This is a genomic window from Neisseria sp. RH3002v2g (assembly GCF_014596425.2).
Classification (GTDB): Bacteria; Pseudomonadota; Gammaproteobacteria; order Burkholderiales; family Neisseriaceae; genus Neisseria.
In genome coordinates, this window is sequence record NZ_CP110721.1 from 1,725,826 (window position 1) to 1,744,115 (window position 18,290).

The window sequence follows — 18,290 nt, forward strand, 5'->3', positions numbered from 1 at the left end:
CAGACACCAAGCTCCTCTATTAACAAAGGCCGTCTGAAACAACCGAATACCCATAAGAGAACATCATGAAATTCATCGACGAAGCAAAAATCGAAGTCGCCGCAGGCAAAGGCGGTAATGGCGCAACCAGTTTCCGCCGCGAAAAATTCGTACCGCGCGGCGGCCCCGACGGCGGCGACGGCGGCAAAGGCGGCAGCGTTTGGGCAGAAGCCGATGAAAACACCAACACCCTCGTCGAATACCGCTTCGTCAAACGCTACCAAGCCAAAAACGGCGAAAAAGGCCACGGTTCCGACCGCTACGGCGCAGGGGCGGACGACATCGTCCTCAAAATGCCCGTCGGCACCCTTATCCGCGACCTCGACACCGACGAAATCGTCGCCGACCTCACCCACCACGGCCAGCGCGTCTGCCTAGCCAAGGGCGGCAAAGGCGGCTTGGGCAACATCCACTTCAAATCCTCCGTCAACCGCGCCCCAAAACAGTCCACACCTGGCGAAGAAGGCGAAACCCGTTCCCTGCAACTCGAGCTTAAAGTCCTCGCCGATGTCGGCTTATTAGGCATGCCCAACGCCGGCAAATCCACCCTGATTACCGCCGTCTCCGCCGCACGCCCCAAAATCGCCAACTACCCCTTCACCACCCTGCATCCGAATTTAGGCGTCGTGCGCATTGACGAAAACCACAGCTTTGTCATGGCAGACATCCCCGGCCTGATTGAAGGCGCGGCAGAAGGCGCAGGCCTCGGCCACCGCTTCCTCAAACACCTATCGCGCACCGGCCTGCTGCTGCACGTCGTCGATTTGGCGCCCTTCGACGAAACCGTCAACCCCGCCGAAGAAGCCCTCGCCATCATCAACGAATTGCGCAAATACGACGAAGAACTCTACGACAAACCTCGCTGGCTGGTGCTAAACAAACTCGATATGCTCGATGAAGAAGAAGCCCAAACGCGTACCGCTGCCTTCCTAGAAGCCATCGGCTGGGATTACCCCAAACCAGACGACCGCTTCCAATTCGACATAGAAACCCCGCGCCTCTTCCAAATCAGCGCCCTGACCCACCAAGGCACGCAGGAATTGGTACACCAAATCAACCAATACCTGACCGAAAAAAAACGCATCGAAGCTGAGAAAGCCGAAGCGGAACAGGCAGCCGCAAAAGCCGAAATTACTGAGCAGCAGCCTAAAACGGATACTGGTGTGTTTAAGCCGGAGTGAAAAAAGAAAGGGTTTCAGACGATATTTGTTCTACAAAAGGTTGTCTAAAACAATTTTAAAGCAAGATTGAAATGGATTAAAAATGTCATCTAACCAATATATCCAGTCGCTTGAGTTGACAAACTTTACCGTTCTTCCAAACGATACTTTTGAATTTTCTGAAAATCTCAATGTTATTGTTGCCGAAAACGGTTGTGGCAAAACACATTTGTTAAAAATTTTATACAGCCTGCTAGAAGTAACATCTAACACCAAAAACAGATTACTGAAAACAGAATTGCAAAAAAGTTTTGCCGATAAATTACTGAATGTTTTCCGTCCCGATTCCTTGGGCAGGTTGAGCAAACGTTTGCAGGGGCGAGGGCGTACGGAAATCGTTTTAAAACTGCAAAACGGTACTACGCATAGTAGTCTGAATTTTTCCAGTAACTCATCATCGCAAGTCAATGTTCAAAGCATCGGATTGAAAGAAAATGAATATACTCCGACACCTATCTTCTTACCCAGCCGCGAATTAATTACACTTTGCCCTTGGTTCATTTCCTTATATCAAAGCCAAAGCATCCCTTTTGAAGAAACTTGGTTTGATACTTGTACGCAATTAAATCACCCACTCGCCAAAGGCCCCAGAGAAACAAAAATTCGAGAATTGCTCGAACCTATTGAGAACGCAATGGGAGGAAAAGTATCTGAAGAACAAGGAAGATTTTATCTATCACTGACAAACACGGGCGGTAAGATTGAAGCACCTTTGGTAGCAGAGGGTTTGCGGAAATTTGTCATGATTGCCCGGTTAATCGCAACAGGGGCATTGCTAGATAAAGGCTATCTATTTTGGGATGAACCGGAAGCTAATCTGAATCCTAAATTGATCAAAGTGGCTGCCCGTATTATTTGGTCTTTATCTCAACAAGGCATTCAAGTCTTTATTGCGACACACTCTTTATTCCTATTGAGAGAATTGGAACTTTTGAATTTTGAAAATAAAACAAATTTACCTGTACGTTTTTTCTCATTGGTTGCTTCCGATGATGGAACAAAAGTAGAACAAGGGGACAGCATTAATGATTTGGATACATTGATATTGTTAGATGAAAGCATTATGCAGGCAGACAGGTATCTGAATATTTGAGGTTAGGCTATGACCATAATCAAAGAAAAGAGATTAACTCTTACTTTTCCTGAAGATTACCGTGCTACCAAATATGATAATTGGGAACATTATGAAATTTTTCAGAACAGTTGTAATTTACGTAACAAAATTGATACAAATGAAAAAGGGAAAAATGGGATAGATCAAAGTGTGGATAACGATAGTGGCAGCTCAGGTGTAGATATAATAGCTCTTCATGAATCGACACTTTGGCTAATTGAAATCAAAGATTATTACCAACTTGAGTTTGAGCCAAATTCTCAATCAATAGATGAAAAATTATCTGACCTACCATATTTAATCGCAAGAAAAATTCGAGATTCATTGGCAGGATTGGTTTCCGCTAAATTTAAAGCAGAAAAGCAGGAGGAAAAAGATTTTGCTCACTCAGCTTTAAATTGCAACGAAATAAAAATAGTTCTTCATATTGAAATGCCTAGTATAAGCAAACTTTCTCCTTCTTCATTAGATATAGCCTCATTAAAAGTTAAGTTTAAAACATCAAAGTTTACAAAAACATTTGAGAATTGTTATGCAGAACCAATTTTCACAAATATCAACCATATTAATAATCCGCAACTACGTAATGTTCCTTGGTCCGTATCTATAGGAACAGAACAGAAATTATCATCCGAGCAACAAAGATCAATCCATAATCCCATGACCACCATCTACAACACCCTTACCCGTCAAAAAGAACCCTTTTCCCCCATCGACCCTAAAAACGTGCGTATGTACGTTTGCGGCATGACTGTTTACGACTACTGCCACTTAGGCCATGCCCGTGTGATGGTTGTGTTCGACATGATTGCCCGTTGGTTGCGCGAGTGCGGCTATCCGCTTACTTATGTGCGTAATATCACCGACATCGACGACAAAATCATTGCCCGTGCGGCTGAGAACGGCGAGACCATCGGCGAACTGACCGCGCGTTTCATTCAGGCTATGCACGAAGATGCCGATGCTTTGGGCGTGTTGCGTCCGGATATTGAGCCGAAGGCGACGGAAAACATTCCGCAAATGATTGCCATGATTGAAACCCTGATTCAAAACGGCAAGGCATATCCTGCTGCAAACGGCGACGTTTACTACGCCGTGCGCGAGTTTGCCGCTTACGGCCAATTATCGGGCAAATCGTTGGACGACCTGCGCGCAGGCGAACGTGTGGAAGTGGACGGTTTCAAACGTGATCCGCTTGATTTTGTGTTGTGGAAAGCCGCCAAAGCAGGCGAACCGGCATGGGAGAGCCCGTGGGGCAATGGTCGTCCGGGGTGGCACATCGAATGCTCCGCCATGAGTGAAAACCTGTTCGGCGATACTTTCGACATCCACGGCGGCGGTGCGGATTTGCAATTCCCGCACCATGAAAACGAAATCGCCCAAAGTGTCGGCGCGACAGGGCATACCTGCGGCCACGACCACGCGCAAACCCACCACGGTCAAAGCATTGCCAGCCATGTCAAATACTGGCTGCACAACGGCTTCATCCGCGTGGACGGCGAAAAAATGTCCAAATCGTTGGGCAACTTTTTCACCATCCGCGAAGTGTTGAAACAATACGACCCCGAAGTCGTGCGTTTCTTCATCCTGCGCGCCCACTACCGCAGCCCGCTGAATTACTCCGACGCGCATTTGGACGATGCCAAAGGTGCGCTGACACGCCTGTACACCACCTTGAAAAACACACCAGCGGCTGAGTTTGATTTATCTGAAAACGCCAACGACTACACCCGCCGCTTCTACGCCGCCATGAACGACGATTTCGGCACGGTCGAAGCCGTTGCCGTACTATTCGAGCTGGCAGGCGAAGTGAACAAAACCAATGATGCACACCTCGCCGGCTGCCTGAAAGCCTTGGGCGGCATCATCGGCCTGTTGCAACGCGATCCGACCGAGTTCCTGCAAGGCGGCGCTGTTTCAGACGGCCTGTCCAACGAAGAAATCGAAGACTTAATCGCCCGGCGCAAACAGGCGCGCGCAGATAAAAACTGGGCGGAGTCCGACCGCATCCGCGACCTTCTGAACGAACACAAAATCATTCTGGAAGACAACGCCGGCGGTACAACTTGGCGCCGCGGTTGATTTCATGACATAGATAAAAGGCCGTCTGAAACTGTTTTTCAGACGGCCTTTTTAATTTTGCTATTTCAAAAAGGGCGCAAACATCGCGCCCTTTGTTGAAAACATCATTTCATTTATGCACCGAATACTTTCAGACGGCCTTCGATTGGTTGGAAGGTTTTTTCGCCGGCTGGAGCCGCGATACCGCCAATCACCATTTGCGCACGCAACAACCAGCTTTCCGGCAGGTTCCATTCTTTGGCAATGGCCGCATCAGGCAGCGGATTGTAGTGTTGCAGATTGGCGCCGATACCGGCAGCCGCCAATGTTGTCCAAACGGCATATTGCACCATGGCATTTGCCTGATCCGCCCAGATCGGGAAATTGGCCGCATAAGATGGGAACTGCTCTTGCAAGCCTTTGACAACATCTTGATCTTCAAAGAACAAAACTGTCGCTGCACCTGCTTTAAACAAGTTCAGTTTTTGCGCAGTGGCTTCAAACTGCTCGGCAGGGACAATTGCACGCAAAGCTTCTTCGACAAAATGCCACACTTTGGCATGTTCTTCGCCAAACAATACGACCACTCGGGCAGATTGCGAATTGAAAGAAGACGGCGTATGCAAAACGGCGTGTTCGATGATTTTGGTTACTTCCTCATTTGAAAGAGGCAGGGTGTTGTTCAATGCATAGATAGAACGACGGGTTTCAGCAGCTTGTTGCAAAACAGAATAAGTCATGATCTTTTCCTTAAATTAATCTTTATCTTTACCAAAAACGCTATCCAAAGCCCACGCTCCGCCGCCGGCTACTGCCAGGTACAAAAACACGAAGCAGAACAAAACGGCAGATTCACCCTGGTTGGCCAATGGAAACAAAACATTACCAGAAGACGCGTGCGCCATAAAGTAGGCGGCTGCCATCTGACCGGACAAAACAAACGCGGCCGGACGCGTAAACAGGCCCAATATCAATAAGATACCGCCGACAATTTCCAAAATACCGGCCACCAGCATCAAGCCTTCGGGCGCTCCGCCCATGGACATCGGAAAACTGAAAAACTTGGCCGTACCGTGCAGCAAAAACAGATACGCCGTCACAATGCGCAAGACAGACAATACAACAGGTTGAAATGATTTGAGGGCTGACATCTTAATAATCCTTATCTTAAATGACTACCTGAAAGAGGTAGGGAGCAATTTCAATAAGTACAGTATAGATAATTCCCAGTAAGAGATATATACTCGAATTATTGATACAACGTTTCCTAATAAGAAATCATGGACACCCTATTCAGCCTAGAAAGTTTTCCGCCAAGTTGTTCAAAGCGGCAGTTTTACCCGTGCTGCCGATCAGCTCAATATCTCCACCTCCATGGCCAGCAAACACGTCAGCCATCTGGAAAACACCATTCAAGCCAAGCTCTTACACCGCAACAGCCGTAATCTCCACCTAACCGAAGCAGGCGAAGAATACTACCGCCAATGCAGCTACGCGCTGGATACCTTGGACACCGCCGCCCAAAAAGCGGCAGGCGGCACCGACACGCCGCAAGGTATGTTGCGCGTTACCATGCCCCTGTGGTTTGCAGGTGGCAATATGAGCGCATGGTTGGCCGAATACCGCCAGCGTTATCCCAAAGTCACGCTTGACCTCGTCCTCGACAACCGCCATATCGACCTCATTGCCGAAGGTTTCGACCTCGCCTTGCGCGTTTCCAAAACTCCCTCCCCTTCGCTGATCGTCAAACCGCTGGCCAAAATCGAATTCGTCCTGCTTGCCGCCCCCGACTATCTTGCCCGGCACGGCACACCCGATACGCCCGAAGCCGTCATGCAGCACCAAGCCATCCTGCCTTCCTATACCAGTCAACAAAACTGGGAAATTACCCACTGCCACACCGGAGAAAAAGTCATTCTCCATCTCTCCCCCGTTATCCGCAGCGACAACACGCTGATGATACGCGAGCTGATTAAAGCAGGCGCAGGCATAGGCTATCAGCCCCTTTGGGCGGTTCAGCAGGAATTGAAGGACGGCACATTGGTCCAACTCCTGCCCGATTACACCATCTGGACAGACCAACTGAACGCCACCTATGTCGACAGGGCCTTTCTCAGCGCGAAAGTGCGCAGCTTTATCAACTTCTTCAATGAAAAAATATCGGAAGGATAAACATCAAGGCCGTCTGAAACACTTTTCAGACGGCCTTTAATCAAAGCAACAATCCAATCAATAATTGGTCGAGCAGAACTGTTCACGTTTGTCCGCATCGGCGGCATAGCATGTCAAACCCATGCCTGACGCATTGCTGTTGTTCGCTTTCGCACCCGGTTTCTTGTTCACCAAAACCTTACCGTTTTTACCGATTTCCACGGTTACGCCTTTACCGTTTTTCAGCTTCCATTTCAACACTTGCGCATCGGCATTCTGACACTTATTGACTGTACAGCCGCCTTCTGTCGCGACGTTGCCGTTTTTATAAATCACGCACTGCTGCTGGCTGTCGGTACAAGCCGCATAAGCCGCAACGGAGAAACAGGAAATCAGCGCGGCAAACAAAACAGGTTTCATGGTTTGAACTCCTAAGGTTGTGATGATGGGTTTGTAATATTTGGAACTATACGCTTGTTTGCATGTACCTACTACAAAATGTATCGGTAATATTCAATAGACGCATCACTATATCCACTCCATCAATTATCTAATCCACCCCATACAATAAAGGCCGTCTGAACATCATTTCTCAGACGACCTTCAATTGGTTTTCTACCTTACCGCTTCAACTTCGCAAACGCATCCGCCATTGCCGAATTGGTCGGGGCGCGGTCGTTGCGTTGGGGTTTGCGGTCGCGGCGTTCGGAGTGTTTGCTTTCAGACGACCTGTTGCCCTTGGTTGCGCCGCCCGCCTCGTCATCCAGCCGCATAGTCAGCGCGATGCGTTTTCTGGCGGCGTCGACTTCCAGCACTTTCACTTTCACCACGTCGCCGGCTTTCACGACTTCGCGCGGGTCTTGGACGAACTTGTTGGACAGGGCGGAGATGTGCACCAGGCCGTCCTGATGGACGCCGATGTCCACGAATGCGCCGAAGTTGGCAACGTTGGAGACCACGCCTTCGAGTATCATGCCGACTTGCAAGTCGCTGATTTCGTGGATGCCTTCGGCGAATGAGGCCGTCTGAAACTCGCCGCGCGGGTCACGGCCGGGTTTTTCCAGCTCGGACAGGATGTCCAGAATGGTCGGTAGGCCGAAGCGTTCGTCGGTGAAGTCGGACGCTTTGATTTGCTTCACGCGCTCGCGGTTGCCGATGAGTTCGGCGGCGGTAATGCCTTGTTGCGCCAGCATTTTGGCGACGATGGGATAGGCTTCGGGGTGGACGGCGCTCGCGTCCAGCGGCTCTTTGCCGCCGTTAATCCGCAAAAAGCCCGCCGCCTGCTCGAAGGTTTTTTCGCCCAAACGCGGCACTTTCAGCAATTTTTTGCGGCTGTCGAACGCGCCGTTTTCATCGCGGTAGGCGACGATGTTTTGGGCAAGGGTTTGATTCAAACCGGAAATCCGCGCCAAGAGCGGGGCGGACGCGGTGTTCACGTCCACGCCGACGGCGTTCACGCAGTCTTCGACCACCGCGTCCAGCGATTTGGCGAGCTGGCTTTGGTTCACGTCGTGCTGATACTGACCCACGCCGATGGATTTGGGGTCAATTTTGACCAGCTCGGCGAGCGGGTCTTGCAGCCTGCGGGCAATGGACACTGCGCTGCGCAGGGAAACGTCCAAGTCGGGGAACTCGCGCGCCGCCAGTTCGGACGCGGAATAAATCGACGCGCCGGCTTCGGAAACGACGATTTTGTGCAGCCCCATTTTCGACATTTCACGCACCAGTTCACCCGCAATTTTGTCGGTTTCACGGCTGGCGGTGCCGTTGCCGATGGCGATAAGTTTCACGTCATGCTGCTTAATCAGGCGCGACAGCGTTGCCAACATATTGTTTTCTTGGTGCAAATAGACGATGACCGTATCCAGCAGCTTGCCCGTGTCGTCCACCACGGCGCATTTCACGCCGTTCTTGTAGCCGGGGTCGAGGCCCAAAGTCGTCAGTCGTCCGGCAGGCGCAGCAAGCAACAAGTCTTTGAGATTACGGGCGAACACGGTAATCGCATCGGTGTCGGCGGCTTCTTTCAAACGATTTAGGGCTTCAAGTTCCAACGATAAAAAGATTTTCGCGCGCCAAGTCAGACGCACGGTGTCGCGTAGCCATTTGTGGCCGTCTGAAACCTTGAAACGGCGGGCGATGATTTGCTCGTATTCGCTTTGCTGGGTAATCGGCGTGTCGTCGGGCTGGTATTTGAGCGCGATGTTCAAAATGCCTTCGTTGCGGCCGCGCAAAACCGCCAGCGCGCGGTGGCTGGGCATGGTGCGAATAGGTTCGCGGTGGTCGAAATAATCGCTGAATTTTTCGCCTTCGGTTTCTTTACCTTCAACGACTTGCGCGTGGATTTCGGCTTCGTTCCACAGCTTGTCGCGCAGCGTGCCGATGAGTTCCGCGTCTTCGGCAAACTGCTCCATCAGAATTGCACGCGCGCCGTCCAACGCGGCTTTGGTGTCGGGGACGTTTTCGTTTAGGTAGCCCTGTGCGGCGGCTTCAACATCCTGCGGCTGCTCGGCAAGCAACATGTCTGCCAGCGGCTGCAAACCGTGTTCGCGCGCGATTTGCGCTTTGGTGCGGCGTTTGGGCTTGTAAGGCAGATACAGGTCTTCCAGCGCGGTTTTGTTGTCGGCGGCTTCAATTTGCGCCCTGAGGTCGTCTGAAAGCTTGCCTTGCTCTTCAATGCTTTTTAAAACAACGGCTTTGCGCTCTTCCAACTCGCGCAGGTATTGCAGCCGCTCGGCAAGCTGACGCAGCTGCGTGTCGTCCAGCCCGCCTGTGACTTCTTTACGGTAACGCGCGATAAACGGCACGGTCGCGCCGTCGTCTAAAAGCTCGACGGCGGCGGTGATTTGCGTGGCGGTGGCGGAGAGTTCTTGGGAGAGAATTTGAGTAATGTTCATCAATAGAATTCCAACGGACAGGCCGTCTGAAATTTCAGACGGCCTGATTTAAAAAACAATCGCTTTAAGGCAGCGAATTATAATATTCGTAGGCTTTGTCCATATCTTCAAACTGGTACATATGCCCTTTTTCCAGCACCATCGCATTATCGCAATATTGCTTCATGGCGCTGTGGCTGTGTGACACCAAAATGATGGAACGGTCTTTGCGCTTTTCAAACAACTCATACTTACATTTATCGGCAAAGCGCGAGTCGCCCACTGCAATCACTTCGTCAATCAGATAGCAGTCAAACTCTACCGCCAACGACAAAGCAAATGCCAAACGCGCCTTCATACCTGAAGAATAACGCTTAACCGGCTCGTAAAGATACTGACCCAGCTCGGAAAACTCTTCGGTAAAGTTCTTCACATAATCGATATCGACATTGTAAATCCGGCAGATGAAACGCAAATTGTCCATACCGGTCAGACTGCCCTGAAACGCTCCGGAGAATGCCAAAGGCCAAGAAATACTCATCGTCCGCTTGATTTCACCCGTGGTCGGCGGCTCAACGCCGCTGATCAAACGGATAAGCGTCGATTTACCTGCACCGTTGCGGCCGAGAATACCGATTTTCTCGCCCTTCTCCATTTTGAAGTTGATATCGTGCAAGACTGTCCGCCAACCTTGGCGGGTCAGATACCGTTTGGAAACGTGTTCAACTGAAATCATTGCGGCTCAACCCCTTTGCTGAATCTCGCCACCATCGCCAAACCAAGCAGCAGCAAAACTAAATTACACAACAAAATATACCAAGGATTTTCGTAAGTCGTGACGCTGTCGCCAAAATATCCGGCACGGAACATTTCTGTACCATGCACCATCGGAATCATCAGCACATAGTGTTGCAACTGCTGAGGCAGGTTGTGTACGAAGAAAAACACGCCGGATAAAGGCATCATCACAAAACTGATGGTACTCCAAACCTTACCAAACGGTTCAAAGTGAAACGCCACCGAACAAATGACCAGCCCCAATCCAACGGCAAACATTGCCATCAAAAGCCAAGCCAACAACATATAGAAAATATCTGCCGGTACATCAATCCAACCGATGATGACCAATGCGAACATAATCACGACCTGCGCAATGGTGGCGCCGGCAATCTCCAACAACATACGCGCAAAAATGGTATCCAAAACGCGTACATTTCGGTGATACAGCAAGCTTGTATTGGCCGCAATCGAACCGATGGCACGATTAGAAGCATTACGCCACATCATCATCATCGGATAGCCTGTCAGCGTGAATGCCACGATATTCAAAGCTGACACGTTGTGCATGCGGAAAAATTTCCACATCAACACCATAACCAAAGTCAGCAGCAAAGGTTCGACAAACAACCACAAAAAACCAATGTTATTACGACCGTAGCGAGTAATAATTTCACGCATTAAGAGTGCGCCGATTACCCTTTTTTGAATAAGCAGCGACTCCAAAAACGATGTTTTATGTAGCTCTTTCATCAGTTTTTATGCTCACGGATACTTGCCGTCAGCAACACGGCAATGCCATAGACAATCAAACCGATGACAAACGTTGCCACGATGTTGTACAAACGGTTTGGCTCATGTGCCAAGTCAGGTTTGTTCGGCTGGGAAATCACTTCCAAATACAATTGCTGACGATCCGCTTCCGCTTTTGCACTTTCCAAAGAAGTCATCGCCGCAGCCAATTGTTTCTCAGCCAATTCATTTTCCAAATACACGCGTTGATATTCCGCCGCCTGATTGGACAACGAACCCTCGCCACCGCCGGAAATCGCTTTCATTTGTTGCGAAATTTCTTTACGCAAGCTCTTCTCACGCGCAATCAAACCTGGAATTTGCGGGTTTTCAGGCGTAACAGCTTTTACCTGATCCAGCTGGGTTTGAATGACAATCAACTCGTCTTGCAATTTAGATACCAAACCCATTTGCACATCAGATTGCGCCTTCAAGTCGAAAATACCGTTGGACACACGGAATTTTGTTAATTGGGCAGAAGCTTCTTTAACTTTTTCTTCAGCCGAATTGACCACTTCTTGAGCATAACGAATCGTATCCTGACGAGCACGTTCGTTCAGCTGGTTGATCAATACCTCGCCCTGTTTGAGCAAAGCATCATTGATCTTTTGAGATTCACCGGCATTGAAAGATGTAACGCTCAAATTAGAAATGCCTGAGACAGAGTCAAAATGGATGGATACCTTATCGCGGTAGTATTGATAAAACGCTTCATCCTCGCCACGCAGGCCAAAACCATTAAAACGGCTGAAAATGTCGCCTTCTTTTTCATAAAAATCACGAACGGGCATTTTCTTACGCAACGCGTCCAAAGCCGAACGCGACTGCATATATTCCTGCACGGTATAAATATCGTCTTGTGCACGAGAGAAACCAGACCCCTGCAAAATAGCGCCCAAGCCGTTCAAAGACGATTGGCTTTTAGGAGAACGCACCACAAAGCTGGACTGGGATGTGAACTGATCAGAAGCAAATAGTCCGTAATACACACCGGAACACAAAGTCGGCACGATAACCGTTACCCAAAGCAACGGATTAATCTTACGCAACCAAGACTTTTTGGCCTTTTTCTTTTCGGGAACCGGTTGTTCCGGTTTCACATCCACATTTGCAGAAACTTGCTCAGACATTATTTTCCCCATTAGTTCACTAAATTATTAATACTGTTCGCACCGCTAACCACAGGCGAGAACACAAATGACAAGAACTTGCGTACTTCAGCCATCGGCGCATTCGATACGTACACCACGTCCTTATCCTTCACAGGGAAACGCTGCATCCAAAACATAGAATTCGCATCTGCCAGGTTCAAACGGTAGACCACAGGAATCTCCGCACGATCGCCATAACCCTTTTCAACCCATTTAGATTGTTTCTCGGGAGGCAGCTCGGATAAAGGCGCATAACGGAATACAAATACACCGCGCGCATCTGCACGATAATCCTGCAGACCGCCCATACGTCCCACAGCCTCAGCCAAAGACAAGCCCTTCACAGAGAAACCAATCTGCTGCGTATGACCGACCGCACCCATAGAAGTAAATGTGCTCGGATTAGTAATCATTGTGACCACATCCCCGCGGCGCAACAAAATATTTTGACGCGGATGCGCCACCAAGTCTTCCAAAGCAATCGTTCTGACAACATTGCCACGTGTCAGCTGTACGTTCGTATCCTGAACATTCGCAGTCGAACCGCCCACCGCAGCCACCGCATCCAACACACGCTCGCCTGCAGCCGTCAAAGGCATACGCACACTGTTGCCCGCACGGATAACCGATACATTCGCCGCATTGTTTTGCACCATGCGCACCATTACCTGCGGCTGGTTCGCCATTTTTTTCAGACGGCCTTTAATAATGTTTTGCACCTGAACCGGTGTTTTACCAAGGACAGACACATCGCCGATAAACGGCACAGAAATCGTACCTGCAGAGCTGACCATCTGTTCTGGCAGCTTCGTTTGCTGCGCATTACCCGAACCAGTAGACGACAAAGCCCCACCGAACAACACAGCCGGAGGAGCTTCCCAAATCGTAATGTCCAGCACATCGCCTATATTGATAGCCCCTATTGATGATGTACCATCGCCCAACTGAGCAAATGACTGATTAACTTGCGCTTGATATAGTGACTGAGCCACCGCGCCATTCACATCAATCAATTCCACCTCCGGCACTTCGGCTGTAGCCGGCTGTTGCCCCAAAGCAACAACATTTCGTGTACTTGGGCCGGAATTAGGAAGAGAAGAGCATGCGGCTAACAGGCTGACACACAACAATAACATGCCCCTGCGGGTAAGACATTCTGCTTTCAACATTGATTAAATCTCACTATACTTTTAATTAAGCACGACCATTATAACACCTGATGAAATATTAGGCCGTCTGAAAACCTGACATAAACATCAAAAACATCACATTACAGCGAATACCGTCATGAGGAAACTTAAAAAACTGATTCGACAACCAGGTGTATTCTTCCGCGACTATCTCAATAAAAGATACCCTGTCCGTAACGCCGAACAGCGTACAACAGAGCCTGACGAACCGGTCATTATCGACAACAGCCTGTATTTAGCCGAACTTGAAAATAGTATCGACCTTCCCCCTATTAAAGTTGATGTCGTTTTCACATGGGTAAATAACCAAGATCCCAAATGGCAGCAACGTCGCCGCCAATATAGCCCTACCGCCGAACAAAACGCACTTCACAATAATGACGAAGCCCGTTTCAGCAACCACAACGAACTTTACTATTCACTTCACAGCGTGCGTACCTTCCTGCCGTGGGTCAACCATATCTACATCATTACCGATAACCAACGCCCCGACTGGCTCAATCCTGCCGACTATCCCAATGTCAGTATAATAGATCACAGTCAAATCATTGACCCGCAATACCTGCCCACCTTCAATTCGCATGTAATCGAAGCACACCTGCACAACATTCCCAATCTAAATGAACACTTCATCTATTTTAACGATGATGTATTTGTTGCCCGACCATTACCCAAGGAACATTTTTTTCACGCCAACGGGATTGCTTCACTTTTTATTGCAGACAAAAGCCTAAAACAAATGTCCGAAAGAGGAACTGACACACCAACTCTTTCCGCCTCAAAAAACTGTATCGCACTATTACAACAACACTACGACTGCCAAATCGACCGTCCGTTAGTACACACCTATATCCCACTGCATAAAAGCAGCTTTCAATTTGCTTGGCAGCACTACCGTACTGAGATTGAAGCCTTTTTATCCAACCGTTTCCGTTCTAACCACGATCTCAACCTTGCCACCTTCCTCGTACCTTGGCTGATGTTTTTAAACAGGAAATCTACAGTAGGTAATGAAATATGTTATTATTTTAATATCCGCTCCAACAAAGCGCCTGCCCAATATATCAAGCTCTTGGAAAATAAAAAAAATGGGCGGCAGCCACACTCTTTTTGTGCCAACGATTTTCACAGCCAGCAACAGATTGAAAACTACCAGGACAAACTGATTCAAATGCTGGAAAATTACTTCAAAATCAAATAAAAATAAAAGGTCAAAAAATGAACAATAAAAAATTTCGGAAGCTCTTACGAGATCCTAAACTCTTTTTCCGCGACATGTACGCCAAACGCGTAATGAAACTCAAAAAATACCTTCCCTTAAAATACGAAGGTAATAATCAATTTACAATCGTTTCAGCCGTTTATAACGTCGAAAAATACCTTGATGAATACTTTGACAGCATCGTCAAACAAAGCTTGAATTTCAAAAAACACATTCAAATCATTCTAGTAGATGATGGGTCAACCGACCATTCGGCAGAAATCATCAAACGATGGCAAGCCAAGTTTCCCCAAAATATCCATTATTTTTACAAAGAAAATGGCGGCCAGGCCTCGGCACGCAATCTGGGTTTACAACATGTTGAAACCGAATGGGTAACATTCATAGATCCAGATGATTTTGTTTCTTCTGATTACTTCTACAAGACAGATAACTTCTTAAGTAATAATGCCAACATTAGCATAGTAGGTTGCCCATTAGTATTCTACTTTGAAGATAAAGACATGGTGAAAGATACACACCCCTTAAAATACCGTTTTGCTAAAGGGGATGTTGTCTTTCCATTATCTAATCTAAAAGATCACCTACAATTATCTGCAAGTACTGCTTTTTTCAAAATTGATAATATCCGTAATGCACATATTTATTTTGATGAGGCGATGAAACCTAGCTTTGAAGATGCAAAATTTGTTACTGATTATATTCTAAATACTGATGCCTCAACTAATGCTGCTTTTCTGTCAAAAATCAGTTATTTTTATCGAAAACGTTCTGATGGTTCGTCCACGTTAGATGGAGCATGGAACAATCCATTACTATTTTCTAGGGTAATTGAAAAAGGCTGTATTGAAATTTTAAAAACAGCCAAAATGAAATTTGGAGAAGTCCCTGAGCATATTCAAAGAATCGTCCTATACCATATCATCTGGTATTTTGGCCGTATCGTAAACAAACCTGCAGCATTGTCACACCTAAGTGAAGAGCAAAAAAAACATTTCGTTGCCTTATTACATGAAATGTTTTCATATATTGATGAAGCAACAATTCTTCGCTTTAATTTAGCAGGGACATGGTTTTTCCAAAAAGTAGCTCTGCTCGGTTTATTTAAAAATACGGCACCTAAGAATCAAATTGCCTATATTGAAGATTTTGATTTGAAAAAGAAACAGATTTTGGTGAAATATTTTTCAAATTTTCCAATTGTTGAACAATGGGTAATCAATGGTAAGGAAATATTCCCTAAATACCAAAAAGAAGTTGTCTATGACTTTCTAGGCAGTTTATACACTAAAGAATACCGAACATGGCTTCCTTGTCACGACATGGGCGATTTAGAACTTTTTCTAGCCGGTAAAAGAGCTAAATTAACATTCTCAGGAAAACAATTTGACAAACTACCAATCGAAACAGTATTCACTTCATTCAAACAAAAATCCACGGTTAAATCGAATGCCTGGATTTTAATGGATAGGGACAATCAGGCCGATGATAATGCAGAACACTTATATCGTTATATTAGTGAAAATCATCCAGAACAAGATATTTATTTTGCCCTGAAAAAAACCTCCTCTGATTGGAAAAGGCTCGAACAAGATGGGTTTAATTTGCTTGAATTTGGCTCATCTGCATTTGAGAGTAAATTAAAAGACTGCGAAAAAATCATCAGTAGTCATGTTGATGGATATATCACACATTATTTCAAAGATAATTCCCTATTAGATAAAGACTACGTCTTTTTACAACATGGCATTACGAAAGATGATTTATCAGGTTGGTTAAATACCAAAAAAATTGCTTGTTTCGTTACAGCGACAAATCCAGAATACCATTCTATTGTGGACAACACGACTGCTTATAAATTTGGTAAAAAAGAAGTTAAACTGACAGGTTTCCCTCGTTATGACCGTTTACTTATCAATAACAATACTGAATCTAAACAGATTTTAATTATGCCAACATGGCGTAGCTCTATTGTAGGCACATATATTTCAGGTACAGAACGAACAAGAAACCCTAATTTCATGAAAACTAACTATGCCAAACATTGGCATGGTTTCATGAATCACGCCATATTAAAAGAACTGAATGATCAAGGTTATCAAATCGTCTTTGCACCACATCCAAGTATTCAGGAATACATGGATGAGTTCACTGTGCCTGACTTTATTAAAATCTATAGCTATTCAGAAGGTAACATCCAATCCGTCTTCCAAAATACTAGCATCTTGATTACAGACTATTCATCTGTTGCATTTGATGTAGCCTACTTGAATAAAGCTATTTTGTATTATCAATTTGATTATGATGAAGTATTCTCCAGTGGAAATCACACCTATCAAAAAGGTTATTTTGACTATAACCGAGATGGTTTTGGTGCAGTTGCTTATAATGAAACAGAACTTCTGGCAGCATTAAAAGATCTAGTAGAAAACCAAGCTAAAGTACCAGATTTGTATCAAACACGCATTGATAAGACATTCCAATTTAGGGATTCGAATAATTGTGAGCGTGTCTATCAGTCTATTACAGCACTTGACCAACCTGACACTACAGATAATCTGCCTATTATTCAGAATATGATTACCCAAGCAGAGAATCATCATGCATGGGACTTGGCAGCAACCCGTATCCAAACTCTGCTTGATACAGGCCGTCTGAATGCGGAAGAAACAGCTGATTATCGCCATCGTTATCTGAACGCTTTATTTGAGAGCAACCAGTTTGGTACTTTGCAAAACCTGTTACCTGATTATCCCGATACCGCAGGTTACTGGCATGCGAAAATGGATTTATATATCGGTAATGCCGTTAAAGGGGCGGAATTTTTTGCTGAAAACGAGCATATAGGAACGCAAAATGATTTACTTATCGCATTACTTGCAGCCTCGTTTCACCAAGCAAAAAGGCCGTCTGAAAAACTGTTTGCCCGGATAGGTACAGACTTACCCGATTCATATCAACCTTTGTTGACCGTAGCACAAAAGCTATCGGAGCAGAATTATTTTGTAGCATTGGCTTTACTGAAAACGTATATTGATAGCTTGGACGATCGCCAAAAAGGCTATCTCAAACCCGAGCTGTTGGCTTCTTACCTCTGCATGAAACTTGGTAACTTACAAGGCGCGCATCAGTTTTTGGTTGCTTTTGAAAACCATACTCAGAATGATCCAAGTTGCCGTATCGCGATTGCAAGACTGGCGAAATTACGCGGTGATTCTGAAAAACTATTTACCCAGCTTAACCGTGCCTTTGAAGAAAATCTGCTCTTAATTCCTGAAGATTTAACAGTCGATTATCTGAAAAAAATGTACGCTTCCGGTAACACTGACGGCGAAAGATATCTATTGGCTCAACTGCGCCAAAAATATCCTGAGAATCCGTCTTTGGCCTTGTATGAAGCTGAAAAACTTGCCCAAAACCAAGATTGGGAGTCTGTCACCAAAATATTGGCTGATTTTGCACAAGCCTCACCGGAAACGATGTATCTTTATACAACTGCTTTATGCCGTCTGAAAAACCATCAGGCAGCACAACGTTATTTTGACAGTCTCTCTCTACAAGACACAGCAGCATATTGGAAACTGGCAGCCGAAATAGCCGAAGCTAAAGGTGACAAGGCATTACAGGCTGAGTGTCTGAAAAAACAATTGGCTTGTTTAGAGTAATCTCTGTCTTATCTTAAAAAAGGCCGTCTGAAAAC

Annotated in this window: 13 protein-coding genes and 1 pseudogene; 6 read left to right on the top strand and 8 right to left on the bottom strand. The window is 46.5% G+C overall.

Going from position 1 to position 18,290, the window contains the following annotated elements:
• Window positions 1-65: 65 nt before the first annotated feature.
• From obgE to cysS, 3 genes are all read left to right on the top strand, one after another.
• Window positions 66-1,220, top strand: a complete 1,155-nt coding sequence (gene obgE, locus BBP27_RS08190; protein WP_188212234.1) for a GTPase ObgE — start codon at window positions 66-68, stop codon at window positions 1,218-1,220.
• Window positions 1,221-1,302: 82 nt separating this feature from the next.
• On the top strand, window positions 1,303-2,352 hold the full coding sequence (locus tag BBP27_RS08195; protein ID WP_188212235.1) for an AAA family ATPase: 1,050 nt from the start codon (window positions 1,303-1,305) through the stop codon (window positions 2,350-2,352).
• Between the two features lie 681 nt (window positions 2,353-3,033).
• Window positions 3,034-4,455 (top strand): cysteine--tRNA ligase, encoded by a 1,422-nt coding sequence (gene cysS, locus BBP27_RS08200; RefSeq protein ID WP_188212236.1) that lies wholly within the window; start codon window positions 3,034-3,036, stop codon window positions 4,453-4,455.
• 113 nt (window positions 4,456-4,568) lie between these two features.
• Here cysS and BBP27_RS08205 read toward each other — a convergent pair whose 3' ends face one another.
• The gene (locus BBP27_RS08205) at window positions 4,569-5,174 is read right to left on the bottom strand and encodes a nitroreductase family protein (protein WP_188212237.1); all 606 of its coding nucleotides are present in this window, start codon (window positions 5,172-5,174) and stop codon (window positions 4,569-4,571) included.
• Window positions 5,175-5,189: 15 nt separating this feature from the next.
• Window positions 5,190-5,585: a DoxX family protein gene (locus BBP27_RS08210; RefSeq protein WP_188212238.1), complete on the bottom strand. Its 396-nt coding sequence runs from the start codon at window positions 5,583-5,585 to the stop codon at window positions 5,190-5,192.
• Window positions 5,586-5,714: 129 nt separating this feature from the next.
• On the opposite strand from BBP27_RS08210, the pseudogene BBP27_RS08215 reads away from it, so the two are divergent.
• Window positions 5,715-6,606, top strand: a pseudogene (locus BBP27_RS08215) (LysR family transcriptional regulator).
• A gap of 57 nt (window positions 6,607-6,663) precedes the next feature.
• Here the strand turns inward: BBP27_RS08215 and BBP27_RS08220 are convergent.
• From BBP27_RS08220 to BBP27_RS08245, 6 genes are all read right to left on the bottom strand, one after another.
• Complete coding sequence (locus BBP27_RS08220; protein WP_049329464.1) at window positions 6,664-7,005, bottom strand: hypothetical protein; 342 nt, start codon at window positions 7,003-7,005, stop codon at window positions 6,664-6,666.
• Between the two features lie 200 nt (window positions 7,006-7,205).
• Window positions 7,206-9,479 (bottom strand): Tex family protein, encoded by a 2,274-nt coding sequence (locus BBP27_RS08225; RefSeq protein ID WP_188212239.1) that lies wholly within the window; start codon window positions 9,477-9,479, stop codon window positions 7,206-7,208.
• Window positions 9,480-9,543: 64 nt separating this feature from the next.
• Window positions 9,544-10,194 (bottom strand): ABC transporter ATP-binding protein, encoded by a 651-nt coding sequence (locus BBP27_RS08230; protein WP_003747991.1) that lies wholly within the window; start codon window positions 10,192-10,194, stop codon window positions 9,544-9,546.
• Window positions 10,191-10,988 (bottom strand): ABC transporter permease, encoded by a 798-nt coding sequence (locus tag BBP27_RS08235; RefSeq protein ID WP_070606293.1) that lies wholly within the window; start codon window positions 10,986-10,988, stop codon window positions 10,191-10,193. The genes BBP27_RS08230 and BBP27_RS08235 overlap by 4 nt, the downstream gene beginning before the upstream one ends.
• On the bottom strand, window positions 10,988-12,157 hold the full coding sequence (locus BBP27_RS08240; protein WP_188212240.1) for a capsule biosynthesis protein: 1,170 nt from the start codon (window positions 12,155-12,157) through the stop codon (window positions 10,988-10,990). Before BBP27_RS08240 ends, BBP27_RS08235 begins: the two co-directional genes overlap by 1 nt.
• Before the next feature lie 11 nt (window positions 12,158-12,168).
• On the bottom strand, window positions 12,169-13,347 hold the full coding sequence (locus tag BBP27_RS08245) for a polysaccharide biosynthesis/export family protein (protein WP_188212241.1): 1,179 nt from the start codon (window positions 13,345-13,347) through the stop codon (window positions 12,169-12,171).
• Between the two features lie 118 nt (window positions 13,348-13,465).
• Here BBP27_RS08245 and BBP27_RS08250 point away from each other — a divergent pair, with 118 nt between their 5' ends.
• A complete protein-coding gene (locus BBP27_RS08250; RefSeq protein ID WP_188212242.1) occupies window positions 13,466-14,569 on the top strand; it encodes a stealth family protein in 1,104 nt (367 codons plus the stop codon).
• Window positions 14,570-14,586: 17 nt separating this feature from the next.
• A complete protein-coding gene (locus BBP27_RS08255; protein ID WP_188212243.1) occupies window positions 14,587-18,255 on the top strand; it encodes a CDP-glycerol glycerophosphotransferase family protein in 3,669 nt (1,222 codons plus the stop codon).
• Window positions 18,256-18,290 lie beyond the last annotated feature (35 nt).

Excerpts from the sequence above, each read along its gene's own strand:
- obgE (WP_188212234.1), top strand. The coding sequence starts at position 66 with ATGAAATTCATCGACGAAGCAAAAATCGAAGTCGCCGCAGGCAAAGGC.
- BBP27_RS08195 (WP_188212235.1), top strand. The coding sequence starts at position 1,303 with ATGTCATCTAACCAATATATCCAGTCGCTTGAGTTGACAAACTTTACC.
- cysS (WP_188212236.1), top strand. The coding sequence starts at position 3,034 with ATGACCACCATCTACAACACCCTTACCCGTCAAAAAGAACCCTTTTCC.
- BBP27_RS08205 (WP_188212237.1), bottom strand. The coding sequence starts at position 5,174 with ATGACTTATTCTGTTTTGCAACAAGCTGCTGAAACCCGTCGTTCTATC.
- BBP27_RS08210 (WP_188212238.1), bottom strand. The coding sequence starts at position 5,585 with ATGTCAGCCCTCAAATCATTTCAACCTGTTGTATTGTCTGTCTTGCGC.
- BBP27_RS08220 (WP_049329464.1), bottom strand. The coding sequence starts at position 7,005 with ATGAAACCTGTTTTGTTTGCCGCGCTGATTTCCTGTTTCTCCGTTGCG.
- BBP27_RS08225 (WP_188212239.1), bottom strand. The coding sequence starts at position 9,479 with ATGAACATTACTCAAATTCTCTCCCAAGAACTCTCCGCCACCGCCACG.
- BBP27_RS08230 (WP_003747991.1), bottom strand. The coding sequence starts at position 10,194 with ATGATTTCAGTTGAACACGTTTCCAAACGGTATCTGACCCGCCAAGGT.
- BBP27_RS08235 (WP_070606293.1), bottom strand. The coding sequence starts at position 10,988 with ATGAAAGAGCTACATAAAACATCGTTTTTGGAGTCGCTGCTTATTCAA.
- BBP27_RS08240 (WP_188212240.1), bottom strand. The coding sequence starts at position 12,157 with ATGTCTGAGCAAGTTTCTGCAAATGTGGATGTGAAACCGGAACAACCG.
- BBP27_RS08245 (WP_188212241.1), bottom strand. The coding sequence starts at position 13,347 with ATGTTGAAAGCAGAATGTCTTACCCGCAGGGGCATGTTATTGTTGTGT.
- BBP27_RS08250 (WP_188212242.1), top strand. The coding sequence starts at position 13,466 with ATGAGGAAACTTAAAAAACTGATTCGACAACCAGGTGTATTCTTCCGC.
- BBP27_RS08255 (WP_188212243.1), top strand. The coding sequence starts at position 14,587 with ATGAACAATAAAAAATTTCGGAAGCTCTTACGAGATCCTAAACTCTTT.